The sequence below is a fragment of the Actinosynnema sp. ALI-1.44 genome (assembly GCF_001984155.1).
Classification (GTDB): domain Bacteria; phylum Actinomycetota; class Actinomycetes; order Mycobacteriales; family Pseudonocardiaceae; genus Kibdelosporangium.
The window spans coordinates 171456-194416 of sequence record NZ_MTQO01000051.1 but is presented as its reverse complement, the minus strand read 5'-3'; the positions used below and the strand labels follow the sequence as shown (position 1 = coordinate 194416).

Annotated in this window: 18 protein-coding genes; 6 read left to right on the top strand and 12 right to left on the bottom strand. The window is 68.2% G+C overall.

Annotated elements, in window-relative coordinates:
• Nucleotide 1 precedes the first annotated feature (1 nt).
• Nucleotides 2–784, bottom strand: coding sequence for a class I SAM-dependent methyltransferase (locus tag ALI144C_RS36085; protein ID WP_076991714.1), 783 nt, complete (start codon nucleotides 782–784; stop codon nucleotides 2–4).
• A gap of 259 nt (nucleotides 785–1043) precedes the next feature.
• Nucleotides 1044–2270 (bottom strand): cytochrome P450, encoded by a 1227-nt coding sequence (locus tag ALI144C_RS36080; protein ID WP_076991713.1) that lies wholly within the window; start codon nucleotides 2268–2270, stop codon nucleotides 1044–1046.
• 259 nt (nucleotides 2271–2529) lie between these two features.
• On the opposite strand from ALI144C_RS36080, the gene ALI144C_RS36075 reads away from it, so the two are divergent.
• A complete protein-coding gene (locus tag ALI144C_RS36075; protein ID WP_076991712.1) occupies nucleotides 2530–5691 on the top strand; it encodes a BTAD domain-containing putative transcriptional regulator in 3162 nt (1053 codons plus the stop codon).
• Here the strand turns inward: ALI144C_RS36075 and ALI144C_RS36070 are convergent.
• The 3 genes from ALI144C_RS36070 to ALI144C_RS36060 all read right to left on the bottom strand — a co-directional run bounded on the left by ALI144C_RS36070 (nucleotide 5675) and on the right by ALI144C_RS36060 (nucleotide 9755).
• A complete protein-coding gene (locus ALI144C_RS36070) occupies nucleotides 5675–6418 on the bottom strand; it encodes an ABC transporter permease (RefSeq protein ID WP_076991711.1) in 744 nt (247 codons plus the stop codon). The two genes, ALI144C_RS36075 and ALI144C_RS36070, sit on opposite strands and share 17 nt — an antisense overlap.
• Nucleotides 6415–7359, bottom strand: a complete 945-nt coding sequence (locus tag ALI144C_RS36065) for an ATP-binding cassette domain-containing protein (RefSeq protein WP_076991710.1) — start codon at nucleotides 7357–7359, stop codon at nucleotides 6415–6417. Before ALI144C_RS36065 ends, ALI144C_RS36070 begins: the two co-directional genes overlap by 4 nt.
• Nucleotides 7360–7508: 149 nt before the next feature.
• Nucleotides 7509–9755, bottom strand: coding sequence for a putative Ig domain-containing protein (locus tag ALI144C_RS36060; RefSeq protein WP_076991709.1), 2247 nt, complete (start codon nucleotides 9753–9755; stop codon nucleotides 7509–7511).
• Nucleotides 9756–10086: 331 nt separating this feature from the next.
• Between ALI144C_RS36060 and ALI144C_RS36055 the strand changes: the two genes are divergently transcribed.
• Together ALI144C_RS36055 and ALI144C_RS53705 are read left to right on the top strand one after the other, a co-directional pair.
• Nucleotides 10087–11517, top strand: coding sequence for an amidohydrolase family protein (locus tag ALI144C_RS36055; RefSeq protein WP_076991708.1), 1431 nt, complete (start codon nucleotides 10087–10089; stop codon nucleotides 11515–11517).
• Nucleotides 11518–11762: 245 nt separating this feature from the next.
• The gene (locus ALI144C_RS53705) at nucleotides 11763–13889 is read left to right on the top strand and encodes a YDG/SRA domain-containing protein (protein ID WP_083753685.1); all 2127 of its coding nucleotides are present in this window, start codon (nucleotides 11763–11765) and stop codon (nucleotides 13887–13889) included.
• Between the two features lie 78 nt (nucleotides 13890–13967).
• On the opposite strand, the gene ALI144C_RS36040 is transcribed toward ALI144C_RS53705, so the two are convergent.
• From ALI144C_RS36040 to ALI144C_RS36030, 3 genes are read right to left on the bottom strand one after another with little or no spacing between them, the layout of a single operon-like run.
• Complete coding sequence (locus ALI144C_RS36040) at nucleotides 13968–14489, bottom strand: (2Fe-2S)-binding protein (RefSeq protein ID WP_083753684.1); 522 nt, start codon at nucleotides 14487–14489, stop codon at nucleotides 13968–13970.
• On the bottom strand, nucleotides 14486–15316 hold the full coding sequence (locus ALI144C_RS36035; protein ID WP_076991707.1) for an FAD binding domain-containing protein: 831 nt from the start codon (nucleotides 15314–15316) through the stop codon (nucleotides 14486–14488). The genes ALI144C_RS36040 and ALI144C_RS36035 overlap by 4 nt, the downstream gene beginning before the upstream one ends.
• Nucleotides 15313–17664 (bottom strand): xanthine dehydrogenase family protein molybdopterin-binding subunit, encoded by a 2352-nt coding sequence (locus ALI144C_RS36030; protein ID WP_076992033.1) that lies wholly within the window; start codon nucleotides 17662–17664, stop codon nucleotides 15313–15315. Before ALI144C_RS36030 ends, ALI144C_RS36035 begins: the two co-directional genes overlap by 4 nt.
• 111 nt (nucleotides 17665–17775) lie before the next feature.
• Here ALI144C_RS36030 and ALI144C_RS36025 point away from each other — a divergent pair, with 111 nt between their 5' ends.
• Nucleotides 17776–18333, top strand: coding sequence for a GNAT family N-acetyltransferase (locus ALI144C_RS36025; protein ID WP_237774486.1), 558 nt, complete (start codon nucleotides 17776–17778; stop codon nucleotides 18331–18333).
• A gap of 53 nt (nucleotides 18334–18386) precedes the next feature.
• The gene (locus ALI144C_RS36020; protein WP_076991706.1) at nucleotides 18387–19547 is read left to right on the top strand and encodes an acyl-CoA dehydrogenase family protein; all 1161 of its coding nucleotides are present in this window, start codon (nucleotides 18387–18389) and stop codon (nucleotides 19545–19547) included.
• Nucleotides 19548–19552: 5 nt separating this feature from the next.
• On the opposite strand, the gene ALI144C_RS36015 is transcribed toward ALI144C_RS36020, so the two are convergent.
• The 4 genes from ALI144C_RS36015 to ALI144C_RS36000 form a co-directional block, all read right to left on the bottom strand.
• Nucleotides 19553–19849 carry a hypothetical protein gene (locus tag ALI144C_RS36015; protein ID WP_076992031.1) on the bottom strand — a complete coding sequence of 99 codons (297 nt, stop codon included), beginning with the start codon at nucleotides 19847–19849 and terminating at the stop codon, nucleotides 19553–19555.
• A 381-nt stretch (nucleotides 19850–20230) separates the two neighbouring features.
• A complete protein-coding gene (locus tag ALI144C_RS36010; protein ID WP_076991705.1) occupies nucleotides 20231–20836 on the bottom strand; it encodes a response regulator transcription factor in 606 nt (201 codons plus the stop codon).
• A gap of 37 nt (nucleotides 20837–20873) precedes the next feature.
• Nucleotides 20874–21896, bottom strand: a complete 1023-nt coding sequence (locus ALI144C_RS36005; protein ID WP_076991704.1) for a sensor histidine kinase — start codon at nucleotides 21894–21896, stop codon at nucleotides 20874–20876.
• 12 nt (nucleotides 21897–21908) lie between these two features.
• Nucleotides 21909–22172, bottom strand: coding sequence for a hypothetical protein (locus ALI144C_RS36000; protein ID WP_076991703.1), 264 nt, complete (start codon nucleotides 22170–22172; stop codon nucleotides 21909–21911).
• A 237-nt stretch (nucleotides 22173–22409) separates the two neighbouring features.
• Here ALI144C_RS36000 and ALI144C_RS35995 point away from each other — a divergent pair, with 237 nt between their 5' ends.
• Complete coding sequence (locus tag ALI144C_RS35995; protein ID WP_076991702.1) at nucleotides 22410–22907, top strand: pyridoxamine 5'-phosphate oxidase family protein; 498 nt, start codon at nucleotides 22410–22412, stop codon at nucleotides 22905–22907.
• Nucleotides 22908–22961 lie beyond the last annotated feature (54 nt).

Here is a 22961-nt window from a genome sequence, read left to right as displayed (position 1 = left end):
TTCAGTCGAACTTGCCCTGCTTGGTGATGCGGGCGACGACCTGTTCGTTGTTCATCGTGTACGCCTCGTAGGTGGCCTCGGTGCCGGTGGCCGACAGGAACTCCTGCCAGGCGCGGTACTCGTGCTTCTCCCAGCCGGGGAAGTTGAAGAACTCGTCGAAGATGACGATCGAGCCCACCCGCAGGCGCGGGCCGACCAGGTCGAACACGGTCTTGGTCGACGAGTACAGGTCGCCGTCCACGTGCAGGAAGCTGACCGGGCCCGGGTGCTCGGCCATGAAGCCGGGCAGCGTGTCGTCGAACCAGCCGACCACGAGTTCCGCGCCGGGCACGTCGGGGAGGCCGTCGATGGCGAACGCGCCCTCGCGCACGTGCGAGCGGTAGTCCTCGGGCAGGCCCTTGAACGAGTCGAAGCCGTACACCTCACCGGACCGGGTCGCCCCGATGATCCGCAGCGACCGGCCCTGGAACACGCCGAACTCCAACGCCATGCCGTCGGACGGGGCGAGTTCCAGCGCGTAGCGCAGCGTGCTTTCCGGGTCGCTGAACGACCGGGCCACCGGCATGTTGGCGTCCACGAACTTCGCCGCCGCCAGCGCCGCGTCCCGCTCACCGACCGCCAGCATGTCGCGGCGCGCCCGGAACTCCGCCTCGGTCAGCGCCTGGATGGTCCGGTCGACCTCACGCCGGATCACCGGCTCCAGTTGGTGGACCAGCCGTTTCGTCACCCTGTCCACCACGCGCCCCGCCGTGGTCCGCACGGTGCCGCGGATACCGTCAAGCATTCGGTCGTTCCTCCCTTGTCTCCGCCGGAACTCCCCGAGCGGTGACCTGGTCGAAACAGGGTGAACCCGGGAATACCGGGCAGAGGATACGACTGCCACCCCAACGGGCGAAACCACCCGATCGTGGACGGCCTGTTCCGGGTGGGTCGCGGGATTTCGGCGTCAGAAGGTGACATCGTGGCCAGTTGGCTTGGAAATCACCGCGACACCCCGGTGTTCGGGACGCGCGGTGATCGTTTTCCCGTGCGGCCGGGCGGTTTCAGCCCTCGCCGCCCGACCACGTGACGGGCAGCGCGTGGACGCCGTAGATGCGCATGTGGGTGCGCAGTTTCACCTCGTCGGCTGGGATCGCGAGCTCGAGGTCCGGCAGGCGGCGCAGCAGCCCGGCGAACCCGGCGCGCATCTCGATGCGGGCCAACTGCTGGCCCAGGCACTGGTGCACGCCGTGGCCGAACGACATGTGCCCGCGTGCCTTGCGGTGGATGTCGAGGGTGTCCGGGTTGTCGAACCGCTGCGGGTCGTGGTTGGCGGCCAGCAGCGACACGATCACGGTCGATCCCTCGGTGATCGTCTCACCGGCGACTTCGATGTCCTCGGTGGCGTAGCGGTAGAAGGTGTCCGCGATGGCCAGGTAGCGCAGGAGTTCCTCGACCGCGTCGGGCACCAGGTCCGGGTTCGCGCGCAGCTCGGCCATCTGCTCGGGGTGGGCCAGCAGCGCGAAGGTGCCCAGCGCCAGCATGTTGGCGGTGGTCTCGTGCCCCGCGAGCAGCAGCAGGAACGCCATGCCGGTGAGTTCCTCGACCGACAGGTCCTCGTCCCGGGCCAGGTCGGACAGGATGTCCTCGCCGGGCTCGGCGCGCTTGGCCGTGACCAGTTCGGCCAGGTAGCCGGCCAGGGCGCCGTACGCGGCGATCTTCTCGTCGAACGGCAGGCTCGTGTCCAGGAACCTGTTGGTGTTGACCTGGAACGTCTCCCGGTCGGCGTAGTCGATGCCGAGCATTTCGCAGATCACCAGCGACGGCACCGGCAGCGCGAACTCCGCGACCAGGTCGACCGGCGGGGTCAGCCGCGCCAGCTGGTCCAGCTGCCGCTCGGCGATGTCGACGATGTGCTCCTCGAGCTGCTTCATCCGTTTGACGGTGAACGCGCCGGTGAGCTTGCGCCGCAGCCGGGTGTGGTCCGGCGGGTCCATCGCGATGAACATGCCCGGCGGCGGCGGGGCCGGCTCGGCGAAGGCAGGCATCCCGGGAATTTCGAAGGGTTCGTGCAGCATGCCGATGTCGCCCCGGGAGCTGAACCGGGTGTCGGCCATCACCTGGCGGACCGCGTCGTACCCGGTGACCAGCCAGCCTTCGTGACCGTCGGGGAACACCATGGGACTGACCGGCCGGGCCTCGCGCAGCCGGGTCAGCTGGCTCGGCGGGACGAACGGGCCCGCGTCGCGTTCCCTGGGCATACCGTGCGGGACGTTGACCGTCTGGCTCATCGGATTCCTTCCGTGGTGGGTTGTGACGAACAGTCGTCGAGAGTCCTGACACAGCCCTGACACGGCTCAGACACCCGGCGGCTACAAGCGGGTGCTTCATCTGTCCGATCGCGATAGCCGGGCCGGATGCGGTCCCTGACGCCACCGCCGAAAAGCCAAAAGACAACCAGTATTCCGGCCTTCCGGCGGCGACGCCAGGAACCGCCCCGATCCCGACTCTCATCGACCGGACAAATGAAGCACCCGCTAGATTGACCGGGTGAGGATCGGGGTGCTGGGACCATTTGAGGTCCACACCGGCGGGGAAGCCGGTGTGGCGGATGTGCCGGGTGCCCGGTTGCGCGCGTTGTTGATCGCGCTCGCGCTCGACCCCGGCCGGGTGGTGCAGAAGGCGACCCTGATCGACTGGATCTGGGGCGAGAACCCGCCTGCGGACGCGGCGAACGCGTTGCAGCGCTTGGCTTCCCGGCTGCGCCGGGTACTGCCGGCCGGAGCGGTCGACGGGCAGGTCGGCGGCTACCGGCTGCTGGTGGATCCCGATTCCGTCGACGCCGTGCGGTTCGAGCGACTTGTCGGCCAGGCGCGGGGTGGCGACGATCACCATCAGGCGAACCTGTTGCGCGAGGCGCTCGGCTTGTGGCGTGGCTCGGCCATGCAGGACGTCGGGCTGCAGGACAGCGAGGCGTTCGACGCCGCGGTCGTCCGGCTCGAAGGGTTGCGCCTCAGCGCGTTGGAGGACCGGTTCGAGGCGGAGATCCGCCTGGGCCACGGCGCGGACATGGTCGCCGAACTGACCGACCTGGTTGCCGCCCATCCCGTCCGGGAGCGCCTGGTCGCCTCGCTGATGCGTGCGCTGGGCGCCGCGGGCCGCAGCAACGAGGCGCTGATGGCCTACCAGCGCGCACGCGAAGCCCTCGCCGACGAACTGGGCGCCGATCCGTCACCGGAACTGTCGGCGTTACACGTCGCGCTGCTGCGGGGCGAGGTGGGGCGCAAGGAGGAAGAGGACCACGGCCGCACCGGCAACCTGCGTGCCGAGCTGACCACGTTCATCGGCAGGGCCGACGATGTCGTCGCGGTCCGCGAACTCGTCGCCGAGCACCGGCTGACCACGCTGATCGGACCGGGCGGTTCGGGAAAGACCAGACTGGCAACGGAAACCGCGCGGTCACTGCTCGGTGACGTGCCGGACGGCGCCTGGCTGGTGGAACTGGCGTCCATCGGCACGGACGACGACATCGCGCTGGCCACGCTCGCCGCGCTCGGCCAGCGCGACGGACTGCTCGGCGGGGCGCCGGACGCGGAACCGACAGACCGGGTCATCGCGGCGGTGCGCGACCGGCAGGTGCTGCTGATCATCGACAACTGCGAGCACGTGATCGAGTCGGCGGCGACGTTCGCCCACCGGCTGCTCGGGGAGTGCCGTCGCCTGCGGATCCTCGCCACGAGCAGGGAGCCGCTCGGCATCACCGGCGAGGCGCTGTGGCACGTCGTGCCGCTGGCCCTGCCCACGGAGGACGCCGACCCCGGCCAGATCGAGGCCTCCCCCGCCGTCCGGCTGCTGCGTGAACGCGCCGGTGCTGTGCGCACGGACCTCGCGGCCGACGCCCACACCCTGGCCACGATGGCGCGCGTGTGCCGGGCGCTGGACGGCATGCCGCTGGCCATCGAACTGGCCGCCGCCCGGTTGCGCACGATGACCGTGGAGCAGCTCGCCAACCGGCTCGACGACCGGTTCCGCCTGCTGACCGGCGGCAGCCGCACGGCACTTCCCCGGCACCGGACGCTGCGCGCGGTGATCGACTGGAGCTGGGAACTGCTCACCGACGCCGAGCGGGTGGTGCTGCGCAGGCTGTCGGTGTTCGCCGGTGGTGCGAGCCTGGACGCCGCCGAACACGTCTGTTCCGGTGACGAGGTCGAGTCGTGGGAGGTGTTGGAGCTGCTGACCGCGTTGACGGAAAAGTCACTCGTGGTCACGGACAGCAACACGGCCGGGGATACGGCACCGCGCTACCGGATGCTGGGCATGGTCAAGGAGTACGCCGAGCAGCGTCTCACGGAAGCCGGCGAGGCGGACCTGGCGCGCCAGGCGCATCTGGCGTACTTCACCGAACTCGTCGAAACGGCCGAGCCGCACCTGCGCCGAGCCGAGCAGCTGGAATGGATGGACAAGCTCGAAGGCGAGCACGACAACATCGTCACCGCGATGCGCGGTGCGCTGGCCGCAGCCGACGCACAGGGCGCGATGCGGCTCGCCGCCACCGCCTGCTGGTACTGGTGGTTCGGTGGGCGCAAGGCCGAGGGGTACGAGCTGCTGACGGCGGCGGTCGGCACGTCCGGTGACGCGGATGACGACGTGCGGGCCAAGGCGTACGGCTTCCTCTCGATGTTCATGACCTCCGGGCGGATCGACCCGAACCAGGTGCAGGAGTGGATCCGGGAGGCGTACCGGCTCAGCCAACGCGTCGAGAGCCATAGCCTGGTGCTGAAGTTCGTCGGTGCGCTGGAACGCCTGCTGCACGACATGGCGGCGGCGCTCCACGCGTTCGACCCGTTGCTGGACGACGAGGACCCGTGGGTGCGCGCCGTCGCCCGGCTGCAGGGCGGCAAGCAGCGGATCCTGCTCGGCCAGGAGGAGCAGGAAGCCGACACCTACCTGGAGACGGCGCTGGCCGAGTTCCGCGCGATCGGCGAACGGTGGGGCATCTCGTTCGCCCTCACGCAACTGGCGGATCGGATCGCCATGCGCGGGGAGTTCGCCAAGGCGTGTGCGTACTACGACCAGGCGATCGCCGTCATCACCGAGGTCGGTGCCGTCGAAGACATCGTGCCGATGCGGTCACGTCAGGCGCAGCTGTACTGGCTGGCGGGCGACGAGCAGGCGAGCACGGCTGCCATGGCCGAAGCGCAGCGGTACGCGGAACGGGTCGCGTGGCCGGACGCGCTCGCCGAACTGGCGCTGTCCAAAGGGGAGCTCGCCCGCTGGAGCGGCGACACCGAACAGGCGCACCGGCACCTGAGCGTCGCGATGGACCTGATGGGTGCCAAGGCCGAGCAGGGATCCGCCCGCGCGACGATCCAGCACCTGCTCGCCTACCTCACCGACGACGCGGACAAGGCGCTGGCACACCGCGTCGCGGCGTTCGAGGTGGCGGCCGATTCGGGGCAGGCGCCGCTGATCTCACAGGTCCTGGTGGGAATCGCGGATTTGGCGCTGCACAACGAACAGTACGAGCAGGCCGCCCGGCTGCTCGCGGCGAGCGCCGGCCTGATCGGCGCACCGGACCGGTCCCAGCCGGACATGGCCCGGATCGAGCGGGACGTGCGAAACCGCCTCGGTGACGCGAAGTTCACCGAGGCGACTCAGGAAGGGGCACAGGCGGACTGGCGGGAGCTGGCCAAGGTCACGCTCGCTTCGTGAACTTCTTGCGCGCCCACAGGTAACCCACGACGGCGATCCCGACGCTCCACGCGATCGCGGCGATCGTGTGCCCGGTCGACGGGGTGCCGTTGAAGAACCCGCGCACGGATTCGATGATCGGCGTGAACGGCTGGTACTCGGCGAATTCCCTGACGCCGGGCCCCATCTTGTCGGCGGGGACGATCGCGCTGGAGAAGAACGGCAGCATGATCAGCGGAACGGTGGTGAACCCGGCGGACTCGGCGCTCTTCGCGGCCAGTCCCAATGCGACGGTGAGCCACGCGACGGCGATGCTCGTCAGCAGCAGCACGCCGATCAGGGCGAGCCACTGCGGGAAGCTCGCTGACGGGCTGAAGCCCATCAGGAACGCCACCCCGGTGATGACGGTGAGCGCCACTATCGTGCGCACCACAGTGGACACGACATGTCCGGTCAGCACGGCGCCGCGGGAGACGTCCATGACCTTGAACCGGTTGATGATCCCCTTTGTCATGTCGGAGTTGACCGAGACAGCGGTGGCCGAGAGGCCGTACGCGAGGGTCATCATGAGCATGCCGGGTGTCGCGTAGTCGACGTAAGCGCCGCCGACGCTGAAGGCGTCCCCGAACACGTAGACGAACATCAGCATCATCACGACCGGCAGCAGGATCGCGTTGAACAGCGTGACGGGGTTGCGGACGGTGTGCTTGAAGTTGCGGCGCAACATGATCGCCGAGTCGTTGGTCATTTCGACACCTCTGCTGTGCTGGAGTGGCCGGTCAGGGCGAGGAAGACGTCGTCGAGGTCCGGCATGTGCACGGTGAACTCCTCGACGTCGACGGAGTACTCGTCGAGCCGGTCGAGCGCGGCCCGCACCGACTTCACGCCGCCGTCGCTGGGCACCCGCAGGACCAGGCTGTCCGGGTCCGGCGTGGAGCCCGACAGCACCCGCGTCGCCGCGGCCAGCTGGGGCGCGTCGGCGAACCGGAACCGGATGTGACCGCCGGGAACCTGCCGCTTGAGCTGGTCGGGCGTGCCTTCGGCGACCAGGCGGCCCTGGTCGAGCACCGCGACCCGGTCGGCGAGCTGGTCGGCCTCTTCGAGGTACTGGGTGGTGAGGAAGATGGTCATCCCGTCGGCGACCAGCTCGCGCACGATGGTCCACATCGTCCGGCGGCTGCGCGGGTCGAGGCCGGTCGTCGGCTCGTCGAGGAAGATGATCCGCGGCTTGCCGACCAGCGTCATGGCCAGGTCGAGTTTCCGGCGCATGCCCCCGGAGTACGTCGAGGCCAGTTTGCCCGCGGACTGCTCGAGGTCGAACCTCCGCAGCAACTGCCGGACGACCTGTTTGCCCGCGCTGCCCCGCAGCCGGTGCAGGTCGGCCATCAACTGCAAGTTCTCCTCACCGGACAGCAGTTCGTCGACCGACGCGAACTGCCCGGTGACCCCGATGGCGGCCCGGACCTGCTTGGTCTCGGACCTGATGTCGTGCCCGGCGACACGCACTGTCCCGCTGTCGGCGCTGACCAACGTGGTCAGCACGTTCACGGTCGTCGTCTTGCCGGCCCCGTTCGGGCCGAGCAGGGAGAAAACGGTGCCCGCACGGACGTCCAGGTCGATGCCGTCGAGCACGATCTTGTCCCCGTAGGCCTTCTTCAGCCCCGAAGCAACAATCGCTGAACTTGTCATGCGGCTACAGTCGACGGCCGTCCTGTCACGGGCCTGTTCTGCCCCTGACACGCACCCTGACACCGCGTTACACCAGGTCAAGACGGGTGTAGCCGTGCCGGCCGGTGTCCCGGCCGGCACGGCTACCTCCCTCGATCAACTACTGTCCGCTAGCAGGCACCGCCGTCCCGCCACACGCTCCACGAGGTGGGGTCGCCGGGCTCGGCACCGGTGGAGTACCAGGTGGACGTCCACTTGTTGCCGTTGTGGCTGACCTCGTCGTTCGGCACGTAGGAGGTGGTCGCGTTCCAGGCCGGAGCGCTGCAGCCACCGCCGCCGGGCGTGACCGTCCACGAGAACGTGGCCGATCCGGACTTCGCCGGGCTGGAGCTGTCCGTCGCGGTGACGGTGACCGACGACGAGCCCTCAGCGGTCGGCGTACCGGAGATCAGACCGTCGTCGCTGATCGACAGGCCCTCGGGCAGGCCAGTCGCCGTCCAGTGCAACGGAGCCGTACCACCGGTCGCGCTCAACTGGAGGTTGACCGCGGTGTTGACCTCTGTGGTCTGCGCACCGGGGTTGGCGACCTCCGGGCCGGTGCCGGACTGAGGCCGGACTGTCCACGAGAACGTGGCCGATCCGGATTTCGCCGGGCTGGAGCTGTCGGTCGCGGTCGCGGTGACCGACGACGAGCCCTCTGCGGTCGGCGTCCCCGAGATCACGCCACCGTCGCTGATCGACAGGCCCTCGGGCAGGCCAGTCGCCGTCCAGTGCAACGGAGCCGTACCACCGGTCGCGCTCAACTGCAGGTTGACCGCGGTGTTCACGACAGTGCTCTGCGAACCTGGGTTGGTGACGGTCGGGCCGGTGTTGGTCGGGGTGCAGGTCGCCTCGCCGGACTGCGCGGGCACGCTCACGGCGTTCCACGCTGCCTTGATGACGTCGAAGTTGGTGCAGACACCCGGGGTCATGTTCTTGGCCGCCTGCAGCGTCCACGTGCGGTACCGCAGGTAGGACGCACCGCTGGTCTTCATCAACATCGCGTTGTAGAAGATCTTCGTGGCGGTCTCCACGCCGATCCCGGTGATCGTGGTGTTGTTGCAGGTCGGGCTGGTCGGGTGGCCGTTGCCCGGGTTGCTGCCCATGGCGACCAGGTAGAACCAGTGGTTGCCGGGGCCGGCGGCCTTGTGCACGCCCATGGTCGGGATCGAGCTCGAGTAGCAGTTCGGGTCGTTGTTGACCATCGACGGGTTGTACATGTTGCGGATCGGGCCGCGGCCGACGAGGTTGATCGTCTCGCCGACGGTGAAGTCCGGCACGTCGTACGGCGCGGGCTCGTTGGCGAACCACTCGGTGGCCGCACCGAACACGTCGGCCACGAACTCCTGCGTCCCGCCGCCGGAGATGCCACCCGGTGTGCGGTCGTCGATGCCGTGGCCGTGCTCGTGCGCGACGACGTCGAGCGAGGAGATCCACTGGCCCTGGCCGTTGCGGCCGATCTGGATCTGCGAGCCGTCGTAGAACGCGTTCTGCTGGTTGAGGCCGACACGGACCGGCCAGCCGCCGCCGTTGCCGTCGAAGCTGTTGCGGCCCAGCCACTTCGACAGCATCTTGTTCAGCGTCTGCATGCCGAAGAAGGTGTCGGCGCAGCCGGTTTCCTTGCTGGTGGCGTCGCCGTTGCCCCACGAGTCGGTGGTCTTGGAGAACGTGGTGTTGTTCGAGATGTCCTGGCACTGCTCGGTCGGGTGCGCCGGGTCGCGCAGCAGGAAGTTGTTGCCCGACTTGGTGGTGTCGAGGTGCACCGGCTTCGGGCCGTTCCACGCGGTGTTGCCGTCGCCGTTCATGATGCGTTCCTGGCTCTGCAGGACCGCGCCGGTCTGGGCGTCCACCACGACGGTCTGGCGGCTCGGGCCGTCCTTGTCGGCGCCGATGACCGTGGTCTCCCAGGCCAGTTTCGGCGTGCCGTGCGCGTACACGACCTGCCGGGTGCCCTCCACCCGGTCGGTCCTGGTCAGCTTGCCGCGTGCGGCGGACTCGGCGTCTTGCTTGCGCACCAACGGGTTGAGGGTGCTCAGGGCAATGGTCTGCTCCTGGGCGACCGAGGTGTTGAGCACCTGTCCGGCCGAGTCGGTGACCACGACGAAGTCGCCGCCGACGACGGGCAGGCCCTTGTGGGTGCGCTCGTACGGCACGTAGTTCAGCCCGGCGTTGCCGGTGATCGCCTGCTTCTGCACGAACACGTCGTCCGCGCTGGCGTGCAAGGCCGCCGGTCGACTGGCGACCAGGCTCGCCGCCACGCCGACCGCCCGCGCGAGCGGGGTGGGTGCGACGGGCTCCGCGGGCGGCGCCGCGGCGGCCGAGACGGCACTCGCGACGAGCGTGACGCCGGCGACAGCCGCGAGTGCCGCTCGTCTCACGTGCCGAATACTCCGAAATGACATTTTTGGTGCCACCCTTCAGGCAGGGAAGTGGTGACCGAAGTAAAGGTCTAGACCTATGGGCAGTCAATAACCACCGGTCAAAATATGGGTCTTTGATATGCCGTCAAACGGACCAATACCAACGTATCGGGCTCCCACCGGCCGCACGGGCCGCACTGTCGAATTCGGATGACCGCGCCCGCATCGGACGTGCGCCTCGACGTTTGGTTAGCCTAACCTGGCACAGGAACGAAACCCGCGTTTCACGCAGTTCGACGCTCAGGGGGTAACGGCAGTGCACGAGAACAACTCGACCGTAACAGACAATTTGCCACAGGTCGCGCCCGCGACGCTGATCGAGGACGGATTCGTCTACACGGCGGACGACCGCAACCGCGTCCACCCCCAGGGGTCGGTGCTCCTGCTCGGGGACCGGATCGCGGCGGTGGGGCCGAGCGAGGAAGTGGCCAGGGAGGTCCAAGCGCTCGACCTGGCGGGACTCCGGCGAATCCCGGCGGCCGGAAAGCTCGTGCTGCCGGGATTCGTCAACCCGCATTGGCATGAATCCCTCGGCGCGGGTCTCGCCGCGGCCGACCAGAACCCGGACGACACAGGCGACGCACCAGGTCCGTTCGCGGAGGGCGGCGACATCCGCGCGTTGTCGGCCGTCTTCGACGCGATCCCCGCCCGGACGCAGACGATGACACCCGACGAGGCCCTCGCCATAGCCCGGTATTCCATCTGGACACAACTCCGCTCGGGCATCACGACCTACGGCGATGTCGGGTCGATGAACCATTCCGACGCGTTGTTCGACGCCACCGTGCAACTGGGCGGCCGGGGCGCGGTGAGCCACTGGGCGAGCGACATGGTGTGCCCACAGGGAACCAGCACGCCGAAGCGGACCCGTGAGGTCGCCGAGATCACGGATCCGTTGCGCGCCTTGCTCGACCGCGCCGCCGCCGACCCCAGCGGGCGGCTCCGGGTGATGCCGTCCGCCGTGTACGTCACCAACATGAGCGACGACCTCGGCACCGCGCTGGCCGAGTTGTGCACGGCGGAAGACCTGACCTTCGCCACCCACGCGGGCGCGCTGGCCAACGAACCCGCCGTCGTCGCCGAGTACTACGGCACCACCCCGATCCACCGCCTCGACCGGCTCGGGCTGCTCAACGAAAGACTGCTGTCGGTGCACACCGCGTTCGTCAGCGACTCCGAGCGTGAACTGCTGCTCAAGTCCGGGTTCAAGCTGTCGCATTCGCCCGGGAAATACGGTTCGACCGGCGAATCACCGATCAGCGGCAGCAAACTGATCGTCGACCTGATGCGGGCGGGCATTCCCGTGTCGGTGTCGACGGACGGAAACGCCTACCCGCTCGGCATGATCGAGACAATGCGAATGGCGTGGCTCGGGCACAACGAGGTGTGGTCGAACGAGACGACCGTGCGGCCAAGTACCGCATTGGCGATGGGAACCCGGCTCGCGGCGCGGTGCCTGCGCTGGGACGACCAGATCGGCAGCCTGGAGAAGGGCAAGCAGGGCGACCTCGTCCTCATCCCGGCGACGGACTGGCGTTACCTGTTGCGGTCCCGTCCCCTGGACGGCCTGCTGTCCACGGGCTCGTCGAACGACGTCGACACAGTCCTGGTGGCGGGCCGGGTCCTGCTGGAGGACGGGCGGTCGACCTTCCTCGACGAGACCGAACTCCGAACCCGGTTCATCGACGCGGTCACGTCCTTCACCGAGCGCTCGCGCTGACGCGCCGAGGTAGCCACGACGCCCGACGGGATCGGTTGCCACACAGCGGTTCCGTCGGCGTCACGGACGACATGGCTGAACACCTGAACGCCGACTGCGCGTGGGGAGTCCGATGTCTTTCATAGGTCCGTAGCACACGAACCCCAGCGGCATGAGCACCCTTCATTCGCTCGCGCGTTCGACGACCCAGCGAATAGCAGGGGTGCGTTTCACACGTATCTTGTACGTGCATAAGCTACGGCACCGTGGCGGATGAACGGTTATTCGGCGAGATACCGGGCTATCCCGAGGGAAGCCTCTTTACCGACCGCGCCGCGCTCCAACGCTCTGGGGTGCATCGGCCGGGCCAAGCCGGGATCTCCGGCGGACAAGACGGCGCGGACTCCATCGTCGTATCCGGTGGCTACGTCGATGACGAAGATCGCGGCAACGAGATCATCTATACTGGTCAGGGTGGACGGGACTCCGGGACGAGCCGCCAGATAGCTGATCAAGAGCTGACTCGTGGAAATCTCGGCCTAGTCCGGAGCGAAGAAGCGGGTCACCCCGTTCGAGTTGTCCGCGGGTCGAAAGGCGACCCCAGGTACTCCCCCACGAGTGGCTACCGGTATGACGGCCTGTACCGCGTGACTGAGCACTGGCAAGAAGTCGGCAAAGACGGCTTCAAAGTTTGGCGATTCCGCCTCAACAAGCTCAACCCGCTGCCGGACGTTGAGCAGGTATCAGCTCCGGCGCAAGTGCCCAACAGCGACGCTCCCACTGCCACACCCGAGCACTCGACCAGCGACGCGCCAGCCCAGCAGTCTGCCGACGTCGACGACCCAGAACTTCTTGCTCTGCCCGCCGAACAAGAACACTGGGCAAGCGACGCTCCAGCCGACAAGGACATGCTCAAACGCGATGCCCTTGCGTCCGTGATCGCCGCTAGACTGCGCCGTTTCTCCCACAACGAGCCAGGTCTGTCCTTCTTGCTCCACGTGGATGGGCCATGGGGATCAGGTAAGAGCACGCTGCTGAAATTCCTTGGCCGTCGTCTCGACAAGCACTACCTCGTCGTACCGTTCGACTCATGGAAGCACGCCAAGGTCGACCCGCCGTGGTGGGCTCTGCTGGTCACGTTGCGACAGCATGTGTCCCAAGCATCACCGTGGTGGCGCAGGATCTACCTGCGCTTCGCGGACAGCTGGGCACGGGCCCGCCGAGGCAGCACACCTTACCTGCTCACTGGCCTGGTGGTACTGCTTTTTATTCTCGGCCTGGTTCTGATCAAACCGACCTTGCTGACAGTGGTCGGCACCAACAAACTCAAGAACGCCACCACTTGGTTAACGGCCCTCGGCTCCATCTCGCTCGTGGTCTTGTTGGTCAGCCGATTCATGTGGTGGGACTCCGCACGCGGCGCACGACGCCTCGAGCAGGTGCACACCAATCCGATGCAAGAGGTCGCACAACACTTCAGCTGGCTGCTGGCGAGAGCGCCACGGCGAGTCGTCTTCTTCATCGATGACCTGGACCGATGCGGAGACAAGTACGTCGTCGAACTGCTCGACGCGGTGCAGACCTTGATCCGTGATGCACCGAAGCGCAAAGGCAAGAGCGACAAGTCGGCGTACTTCATCGTTGCCGCACACGGAAACTGGTTACGACGGGCCTACGAAACCGTGCACCAACCGTTCCAGGGTGCTGTCGATGAGCCGGGACGCAAGCTTGGCCACCTGTTCCTGGATAAGCTCTTCCAACTGACCATCCCGGTCCCCACTCTGGGTCAGCAGACCAAACAGCTGTACTTCGACCACGTGCTGGGTATCCAAGCAGTCGACCAACCATCGAACGACGAACAGACTGGTCTCCTCGGCCAGATCGACAGCAGCACAAGCGAACGGGAAGTCCTCGAAATCCTTCAGGCAGTTGGTCCGCAGCAGCGAGAGATGGTGGTGGCCCGCGCCGTTGAAAAGATGAGCGAGCCGATCATCGCCGAAGTCACCGAGCACGCCCTCCAGAAGTTCGCGCCGCTATTGGACGGCAACCCGCGCAGCATGAAACGGTTCGCCAACACCTACAGCGTGCTACGTGCGGCGAGAACTCTTGAGGGAATCACCGTCGACAGCGACGTACTCGCCTTTTGGACCATCCTCAGCATCCGCTGGCCCATGCTGACCGAGTACTTGGCAGCCAACCTCAACTCCTTGCCAGAAGACCCGTCACGGCCGGTCCGCCTCGACTCCCTCCCCGACGAGTACAAACCGCTCCAGACTGACGTCGAACTGCGTCAGGTTCTCGACACCCCCCTCGTGCGCCTTACATCTGGCCAAATCAAGGCCTGCTGCGGCGCAGTCACCTACACCGAACATGACGAAGCGGATCCGGACTGACACGTACGGGCGCTGTCTGGCGCATCATCTCAGTGCGGCAAATTTCTTCGCGGACCGTCAAGAACCGCACGCTCGACCTCACTTTCGTCGACTGGATGCTGCTGCACCCGGTTCAACTACGCCATCGCGCTGCTGACCGTCATGCGGCGGCCGGATCGCGCCCTTGATCGCGTCGACGATGAACTGGTAACCGGTGCACCGGCACAGGTTTCCGCTGATCGCCGCGCGGATCTCGGAATCGGTGGGGTCGGGGTTGTCCCTGAGCAGTTCGTGTGCCGTGGCGAGCATGCCGGGGGTGCAGAAACCGCACTGCAGGCCGTGGTGTTCGCGGAACGACTCCTGCAGCGGGTCGAGTTCGCCCGAGGAAGCCAGGCCTTCGATGGTCGTGACCGTGCACCCCTCGGCCTGGACCGCGAGCATGCAGCACGAGCGAGCCGTGGCGCCGTCGACGGACACCGTGCACGAGCCGCACGCGCCGTGTTCGCAGCCGACATGCACGCCTGTGTAACCGAGGTCGTGGCGGAGGAAGTCGGCCAGGGTACGGCGGGGCTCGCAGGAGGCGCTGACCTCTTCGCCGTTCACTGTCAACGAGACCTTCACGTGTGCACCGCCGTTCCAATTGCCCTGCGTGTCAGTACGGACGCCATCTCCCGGCGATACGAGGCGGGGGCGTGCAGTGAGTCCGGTGGGTCACAGGTGAACTCGGCGACGGCCGCGGCGATGACGGCGTCGGTCACCGGCCTCCCGATCAAGGCCTCTTCGACCGCGGACGCCCGGATCGGGGTGGGTCCCGCGCCGCCGACCGCGATCCGGGCCTGCGCGCAGATGCCGTCCTCGACCGCCACCGCCGCGACAACCACGAGGTCACAGCCGCGGAAAGGCAGTTCCTGCACCGAAACCGCACCGGGCACCACCGGGAAGCTCACGGACACGAGCAGTTCACCCGGGGCCAGCGCGGTTTCGTGAGGCCCGACGAAGAAGTCCGGCGCCGCGATGTCCCGCACGCCGTGGCTGCCTTGTACCCGGATGGAAGCGTCCAGTGCGACGGCTACCGTGGGCAGTTCCGCCGACGGATCGGCGTGGGCCAGGCTGCCGCCGACCGTGCCGCGATTGCGGGTCGACACGTGGCCGACGTACCGCAACGCCGCGGCGAGCAGCGGCAGGTCCGTGGCGACCATCGCGGACGTCTCGGCGGCCCGGTGCCGGGTCAGCGCGCCGATCACGACGTTGCCGTTGTCCCTGCGCAGATACGACAGGTCCGCCAGGCGGTTGATGTCGACGACGAGCCGGGGCCTGGCCAAGCGCATGTTCAACAACGGCACGAGGCTCTGCCCACCGGCGAGAACAGCGGTGTCCTCACCGGCCAAGGCCGCCACGGCCTCGTCACAGGAAGCCGCGCGCAGGTACTCGAAGGCGGCGGCTTTCATCGGCCGGTCCCCTTCCGCATCAGGGCGAGCAGCCGCGGCGGTGTGATCGGCAGCGCGGTGATCTCCAGGTCGTACTCGGGCAACGCGTCCACGATCGCGTTCACGATCGCCGCTCCCCCACCGATCACGCCGGACTCCCCCATTCCCTTGAAGCCACCGGGAACGTGATCCGCCGGCGTGGCCATGTGACTGATCGCCACCGGCGGCACCTCGGCCGCGGACGGCAGGAGGTAGTCGGCGAACGTCCGGGTCCGCATCCGCCCGTCGGCGTCGTAGACGAGCTCCTCGGACAACGCGCCGCCGATGGCCTGCGCCGCGCCGCCGTGCAGCTGGCCGTCCACGATCATCGGGTTGATCACCGTCCCGCAGTCGTGTGCGATCAGGTAGCCGAGCAGCGTGACCACGCCGGTCTCCCGGTCGACCTCGGCGAGCACCGCCGTGCAGCCGAAGGCGGTGGCGACGTTGACCGGGTCGTACACTTCCCGCTCCTCCAGCGTCGGCGTCTCGTCCTCCGGCAGCCGCCCGCCCAGCCGCCGGTAGGCCGCGTCGCCGATGTCCGCCATCGTCACGGTTCTGCCGGGTACGCCCCGCACGGCGATGACACCGTCGGTGATGACGAGGTCCTCCGGTGCGGCCTCCAGGATGTGCCCGGCGATCCGCAGCACCTTCGCCTTCAGGCGGGTCGCGGCCGTACGCACAGCGGCGCCGCCGAGCGGGGCGCCACGGCTCGCGCCCGTGCCGTACCCGCTGTACGGGCTGGAATCAGTGTCCCCCGACAGGACCGTGACGTGGTCGAGCGGCACGCCGAGCGTGTGCGCGGCGACCTGGGCCAGCGCGGTGTGGATGCCCTGCCCCATCGCGGACAGTCCGGTGTAGACGGTCACGTGCCCGGTCGAGTCGATCCGGACGACCTCCTCGTCGAACCCGGAGTGCGAGGAACCGGCGAAGGTCTGGATCCGGCTCGGCCCGAGACCGGTGACCTCGTTCTGGAACGAGTACCCGATGCCGACCGCGGCGCCACGGGCCCTGGCGTCCTGCCGGATCCGCTCCCAGCCCGCGTCTCGGACGGCGGCGAGACACAGGTCGAGGCACTCCTCGTATCGGCCGCTGTCGAACACGAACACCGGGCTCTGGTGCGGGAACTGCTTGATGAAGTTCCTGCGCCGGATGTCGTGCGCGGGCATGCCCAGCCGTTTCGCGAGCAGTTCGACCATGTGCTCGTGCACGAAGTTCGCCTTGGGCAGGCCGTATCCCCGAAACGAGCCGTACGGCGTGCGGTTGGTCGCCACGCCGACCAGGTTCATGTCCAGCGCCGCGATGTCGTACGGCCCGGTGACCGACGCGGCCGTCACCCAGCACGGACTCAGCCCGGCGGTGCCGAGCGCGCCGCCAAGGACCCCGTAGACCGTGCCGCGCATGCCCGTGATCGTGCCGTCGGCGCGGGCCGCGACCTCGATGTCGACTTTCTGCTCCCGGGAGTGCACGGTCGCCACGAAACTCTCGGCGCGGTCCTCGATCAGCTTGACCGGCTTGCCGGTCCGGCGTGACAGCACACAGGCGACGACCTCGTCGCCGTAGAAGTCGAACTTGTTGCCGAACCCGCCGCCCAGGTCGGGCGTCCGGACCCGGATCCGGCCCACCGGCAAGCCCAGCACCTCGGCGAACGCGGCCTGCGCGATGTTCGGCGCCTGCGTGGTGAGCCACACGTCGAGCCGGTCGGTGAACGGATCCCACGTCGCGACCACACCGCGTGTCTCCAACGGCGTGCCCATCTGGCGCGGGAACCGGAACTCGGCGCTGAGCACGACATCCGCTTCGGCGAACGCGGCGGCCGCGTCGCCCGTCCGGACCGCCGTCCGCCCGAGGACGTTGCTCGGCCACTCGTCGAACAGCCGCGGCGCGTCCTCGGCGAGGGCCTGTTCCAGGGTGCTCACCGCCGGGAGTTCCTCGTAGCGGACGTCGATCAGTTCCAGCGCGTCCTCGGCCACGGCGCGGTTCTTCGCCGCGACCGCCGCGATCCCCTGCCCCGGGTACGTCACCTTGTCCACGGCCAGCGCGTACGTCCGCGGGTGGAACATGTCGGGGATGACCTGCCAGGTCACCGGCTGCGGTCCGCGAACCGCCGCCTTGACCTCGGCGCCGGTCACCACCGCGGACACCCCCGGCAACGCCGCGGCCTTGCTGACGTCGACGGACACGATCCGCGCGTGCGGCACCGGACTTCGCAGGATCGCCGCCTCCAGCATCCCCGGCTCCCGCACGTCGTCGACGAACCTCGCCCGCCCGGTCAGCAGCCTGACGTCCTCGACCCTGCTGACCCGCGCCCCGATCAAGCCTCCCACGTCCACAGCGAACACCCTGTCATCGATCAGCGTCGCCGTGAATCGCCCAAACGTGCGGCCGATCGGGAGGCGCTACAGTGACGGGCGTACGCAGTCCACAAAGGAGTGTCGAAGATCGTGAGCGATGACGGGACAGCACTGGCACCGATGCGGTTGGCGCACCTGGCAGGCGTGCTCGATCTGGGCCACCGGGTGTTCGACGTGTCCGCGATGCCCTACACGTCGTGGTCGTTGACGAGCGTCGCGGCGCACTTGGACACCCAGCCCGACGCGTGCTGGGTCGCCGAGTCCGACGGGAACGTCGTGGGGTTCGTGCTCGGGTCGATGTCCTACGACGAACGCGAGGACTGGGGATACGTGGAGTGGATCGCGGTCGACCCCGCCCACCAGGGCAGGGGCCTGGCCGTCAAACTGCTGGACACGTCCTGCGCGGCGTTGTTCGCCGCGGGCGCCACCCGGCTGATCACCGACGTCGAACAGACCAACAGCGCCTCGGCCGGGCTCATGCGCCGCAGCGGCTTCACCGACAGCGTCACCGTGACCCTGTTCATCCGCCACGCGCCCGCGAGCGCACACGGCTCGGAGCCGTCCCGGCCCGGTGGGCGCCCGGCCGACCCGGCCAAGGCCCGTCTGCACGCTGCGGCCCGCCCACCACGCCGCTCCCAGGGACTGTGACGGTGGGCGCGTCACAGTGGACTTGAGCGGGTGCGGTCCGCACCCTGGACGGCATGAGCGTTTCCGCCGAGGACTTCGACCTGGTCCGCCGTCAGGTCCGCGAGTTCGTCCGGGACAAGGTCGTGCCGCGCGAGATCGAGATCATGCGCGAGGACCGGATCCCCGACGACCTGCGGGCGGCCGCGGCGGACATGGGCCTGTTCGGGTACGCGATCCCCGCCGAATGGGGCGGGCTCGGCCTGGACCTGACCCAGGACGTCGAGCTGGCCATGGAACTCGGCTACACCACGCTGTCGCTGCGCTCGATGTTCGGCACCAACAACGGCATCGCCGGGCAGGTCCTGGTCGGTTTCGGCACCGACGCCCAGAAGTCGCGGTGGCTGGAACGCATCGCCGCGGGCGACGTGGTCGCGTCCTTCGCCCTCACCGAGCCGGGCGCGGGCTCCAACCCGGCCGGGCTGCGGACCCGTGCCCGCCGTGACGGCGACAGCTGGGTGATCGACGGGCGGAAGCAGTTCATCACCAACGCGCCCATCGCGGACCTGTTCGTCGTGTTCGCCCGCACGTCCGAACCGCAGCCGAAGAACCCCGGCATCGCGGTCTTCCTCGTTCCCGCGGCCACCCCCGGGCTGACCGTCGGCCCGAAGGACGCCAAGATGGGCCAGGAAGGCGCCTGGACCGCGGACGTCCTGCTCGACAACGTGCGCGTCCCGGCGGACGCCCTCGTCGGCGGCGACGAAGCCGCCGGATACCGGGCGGCGATGACGTCACTGGCCCGCGGCCGCGTGCACATCGCCGCGCTGGCGGTCGGCACAGCCCAACGCGCCCTCGACGAGTCGGTCGCGTACGCCACCACCAACACGCAGGGCGGCACGCCGATCGGCGAGTTCCAACTGGTGCAGGCGATGCTGGCCGACCAGCAGACCGGTGTCCTCGCCGGGCGGGCGATGGTCCGCCAGGCCGCGCAGGCCTACGTCACCGGCGAGGACCGGCGGATCGCACCGTCGGCGGCCAAGCTCTTCTGCACCGAAATGGTCGGCACCGTCGCGGACCTCGCCGTGCAGGTGCACGGCGGCGCCGGGTACATGCGTGACATCCCGGTGGAACGGATCTACCGCGACGTCCGGCTGCTGCGCCTGTACGAGGGCACCAGCGAGATCCAGCGCCTCATCATCGGCGGCGGCCTGGTCCGGCAGGCGACGAGCGGGAGCTGAGCACCTCAGGACGCCTGCGGCTCGAACAACCGGAACCGCGGGGTGCCCTCCGCGTCCAGTTCGGCGGTCAGCATCTTGTCGTCGAGAAAACTCGCTGCTGTCTCGTCGAGGTAGACCCGCGCACCGCGCTGCGCGAGGATCTGGTCGCCGTCGAGGGGCCCGACCACCAACTCGGCGGTCAGGTTCACCCCCGCCGGGGACGCTTGCGCCGCCGCGATCCGCACACCCGCGGCGTCCGGGCACCTGCTCGTCGAAGTGATAGCACTGACGACTTCAACGGCAATCGGGGTGAGAACGAGCATCGTGGTCACCTTTCGCCGGAAACACCGCACGTCTGGACTTGATTACCCCGTTCAGCTGGTCACAAACGGAGATGTGCGTTAACTGTGCAGGGCGGCCATCGCCGCATGGTGACAGCGCCAGCCTGCACAGGGTGACCAACCCCGGCGACGGTCCCGCGGCGGTCACCCTCGCAACCGACGAACAAGGCCGCGCACACCTGCCGGTATGGCACCTCGAAGCCATTCGCAAATAAAGTTCACCTCCCCGGCGGCCGCCGCACAACACGAGGGCAGCCCAGGGCGCGCCGCAGGGAAGACGTAGCGGATCGCAGGTCACTCAGCACACCGCTTTGGTTCAGCGTGCCTGGTCAGAAGTGTCTCCCCGGGTACGCGGAGGATGTGTCAGAGCCAACCTGCTTCTGTCGCGATGCGGATCGCGTCCACCCGGTTGCGGGCGTCCAGCTTCACCATCGCCGCAGCCAAGTAGTTCCGAACCGTCCCGTACGACAAGAACAGCTCTCCCGCGATATCCCGGAGATCCGCGCCCGCCGCGAAGCGGCGCAATACGTCCGTCTCACGGGGAGACAGCGGCGACGGCCGTTGCTGCAACGCACTGGCGGCTATCGTCGCGTCGATCACCTTCTCCCCCGCGGCCACTCGCCGGATCGCGGCCACCAGCTCCACCGCACTGGTGTCCTTGAGCAGAAAGCCGATGGCTCCGGCGGCGAGGGCCGCGGGCAGGTTTCCCGGCCGCGCGAGGCCGGTGAGGATCAGGACCTGGCAGCCGGGCACTTTCTCGCGCAGTTCGGCTGTCGCGGTGAGACCGTCCACATGCGGCAGGTCGATATCGACGACCGCCACGTCGAGCCGGTGCCGTTGGGCGGACGGCACGATGGCGTCGCCGGTGGCGATCTCCGCGACCACGTCCAGGTCGTCCTGCAGGGCGATCAGCGCTGACAGGGTTTCGCGGAGGATGCCGGTGTCCTCGGCGATCATCACACGCACCACGGTTGTCTTCTCCTCGCTGCCGTCGCGGGCAGCATAGCTAGAGTTCCGCCACCACAACGAACGTGCCGCGGCTGTGTTTCGTGGTCAGCAGGCCACCCAGTGCTTCGACGCGGTTTCGCATGTTAGCCAGGCCGCGTCCCTGGGCGTCGGCGGGTGGTGGGGCGCCGTCGTTGCTGATCCTGAGCGTTGTTCTGCCGTTGTCCGTCGCCAGAGTTATCGCGCATCGGTGGGCTGTGCTGTGCCGCAACACGTTCGTGACGGCTTCACGCAGGACGATCGCCAGAGTCGTGTCCGCGTCGGCGGCCAGCGGGGTTGGTGCGCGGTGGGTCGTGACGTCTATTCCGGACGCTTCCAGGACGCTCGTCGCCGTCGCGAACTCCGACTCGGAGTGCCGCCAGTGCAACAGCGGCGTGGCAACGGACACCAGGATCGTCACGACGAGCGCCAACGGTCCGCCGACCGCCCTCAACTGGTATTCGGTAGGCACCGCCAGCACGTTGAGCAGGTTCTGCGCCGCGAAGAGCGCCAACACGGCCGCGAGGACGGCACGGGCCACCTGCGGCGTCGGCGCTGTGCCCGTGGGTTGGCTGGGTATGTCGAGGTGGCCGCGGCCCTCGTAGAGCCGACGCCCTTCGCTGACTGCCTCACGGGCGATCCGCCCCGCCGCCACCATCTCGTTGCGCGCGTCCTCCGGCGTCGTGGACAGCCAGCGCAACGCCGACCGTGCGTGCCGCGCGACCAGGCTGACGCGGTCCTCGACTGCGCCGACCAGGCGTTCTCCGATTGAGAGGCGTTCACGGAGGACAGCCGCCTTGGCCAGTTCGTCCTGTGTCGCCGCCAGCTCACCGGTCATCTGCGCCAGACGCACGAGACCGAACAGCCCGAGAGCGCCGTCCGCCGCGGCGATCAGCACCCAAATGCCGCCGTTCACCGCAGGCAAGTACGGCGGGCTGAGGACCACGTTCCACAGCACGCCCTCCACAAGGAGCAGCAGCACCGCCAGCCGCCACGACCACCGGGGCGCGACCAGCAGGACAAGGCCGATCAGCGGCCCCGACATGCCGCCGTTCCATCAGTCGCCAAGCGCCACGAACGGCACATACGTAAGCACAGCCTGAACCGCGAGCAGCGCCCACGGGAATGTGTGCCACGGTCGCCGCGCCAGGCCGCTGGCGTACCACAGTGGCAACGCGAACACGGCCACGACAAAGGGCAGGTATCCGTAGTCGCCGCTGCCGAAGCCGTCCGCGCAGCGAGCCGCGACCAGCGTCAGCAGGAACGCGACCGGCAAGCCGCGGACCGCGACGCTGGCACTGTCCTGCGCGACGACGACCACGAGATCGAACTCTATGCCGCGCCCCGCCGGGCCTCGCCAGTGCGGATTGCACGTCTCGGGCTGCGAAACGCATTTCCACCCTGTTCGGCGCGCACTGTCGGAAACCGCCCACCAGGTTCGACCCTGTGGTGACACCGGAAGGACGGACCGAACACGACGCCGGCACGGTCCCATGCCGTGCTCGGATTTTCGTCACCATATGTATCAACCATGTCCGTAGTACCAGATGGAGGAATGATGGACCAGAGCACGCTCGACGAGATCCTCGACAAGCCGCTCAGCAAGGAACTCCTGGCCCGCGATCTGGCCAGGCTGGCCTTTGTCGCGCCCGACGGCACCCCCAGGGCGCTGCCGATCGGGATCTTCTGGAACGGCACGGAAATCGTCATGTGCACCTCGAAGAACGCGCGCAAACTGCCCGCGTTGCGCCGTAATCCCGCAGTCGCGTTGACGATCGACACCGAGTCGCACCCGCCAAGGGTCCTGCTCCTGCGCGGCAACGCCGAGTTGGATGTCGTCGACGGCATCCCGGACGAGTACATGCGGTGGAACGGCACCTACGAGATGACGCCCGAGCAACGCGCCGAGTGGGAGGTAGGTGTGCGGGCTCTGTACGACGGCATGGTCCGGATCGTGGTGAAGCCGACCTGGGCCAAGCTGATCGACTTCGAGACCACCATGCCGACCAACATCGAGGAACTCATGTGGCAACAGCAGGAACGCCAGAGCGCCTGAGTGCAGCAAGGGTGCCAGTTGCGGCGCCTGCTGGTACGCGAGGTCAAGCGCGGC

What these genes read in the sequence shown, in the direction of transcription:
- ALI144C_RS36005 (WP_076991704.1), bottom strand. Translation starts at nt 21,896, where the DNA reads ATGTCGGGGCCGCTGATCGGCCTTGTCCTGCTGGTCGCGCCCCGGTGG.
- ALI144C_RS36080 (WP_076991713.1), bottom strand. Translation starts at nt 2,270, where the DNA reads ATGAGCCAGACGGTCAACGTCCCGCACGGTATGCCCAGGGAACGCGAC.
- ALI144C_RS36020 (WP_076991706.1), top strand. Translation starts at nt 18,387, where the DNA reads ATGAGCGTTTCCGCCGAGGACTTCGACCTGGTCCGCCGTCAGGTCCGC.
- ALI144C_RS36065 (WP_076991710.1), bottom strand. Translation starts at nt 7,359, where the DNA reads ATGACAAGTTCAGCGATTGTTGCTTCGGGGCTGAAGAAGGCCTACGGG.
- ALI144C_RS35995 (WP_076991702.1), top strand. Translation starts at nt 22,410, where the DNA reads ATGGACCAGAGCACGCTCGACGAGATCCTCGACAAGCCGCTCAGCAAG.
- ALI144C_RS36015 (WP_076992031.1), bottom strand. Translation starts at nt 19,849, where the DNA reads ATGCTCGTTCTCACCCCGATTGCCGTTGAAGTCGTCAGTGCTATCACT.
- ALI144C_RS36070 (WP_076991711.1), bottom strand. Translation starts at nt 6,418, where the DNA reads ATGACCAACGACTCGGCGATCATGTTGCGCCGCAACTTCAAGCACACC.
- ALI144C_RS36035 (WP_076991707.1), bottom strand. Translation starts at nt 15,316, where the DNA reads ATGAAAGCCGCCGCCTTCGAGTACCTGCGCGCGGCTTCCTGTGACGAG.
- ALI144C_RS36085 (WP_076991714.1), bottom strand. Translation starts at nt 784, where the DNA reads ATGCTTGACGGTATCCGCGGCACCGTGCGGACCACGGCGGGGCGCGTG.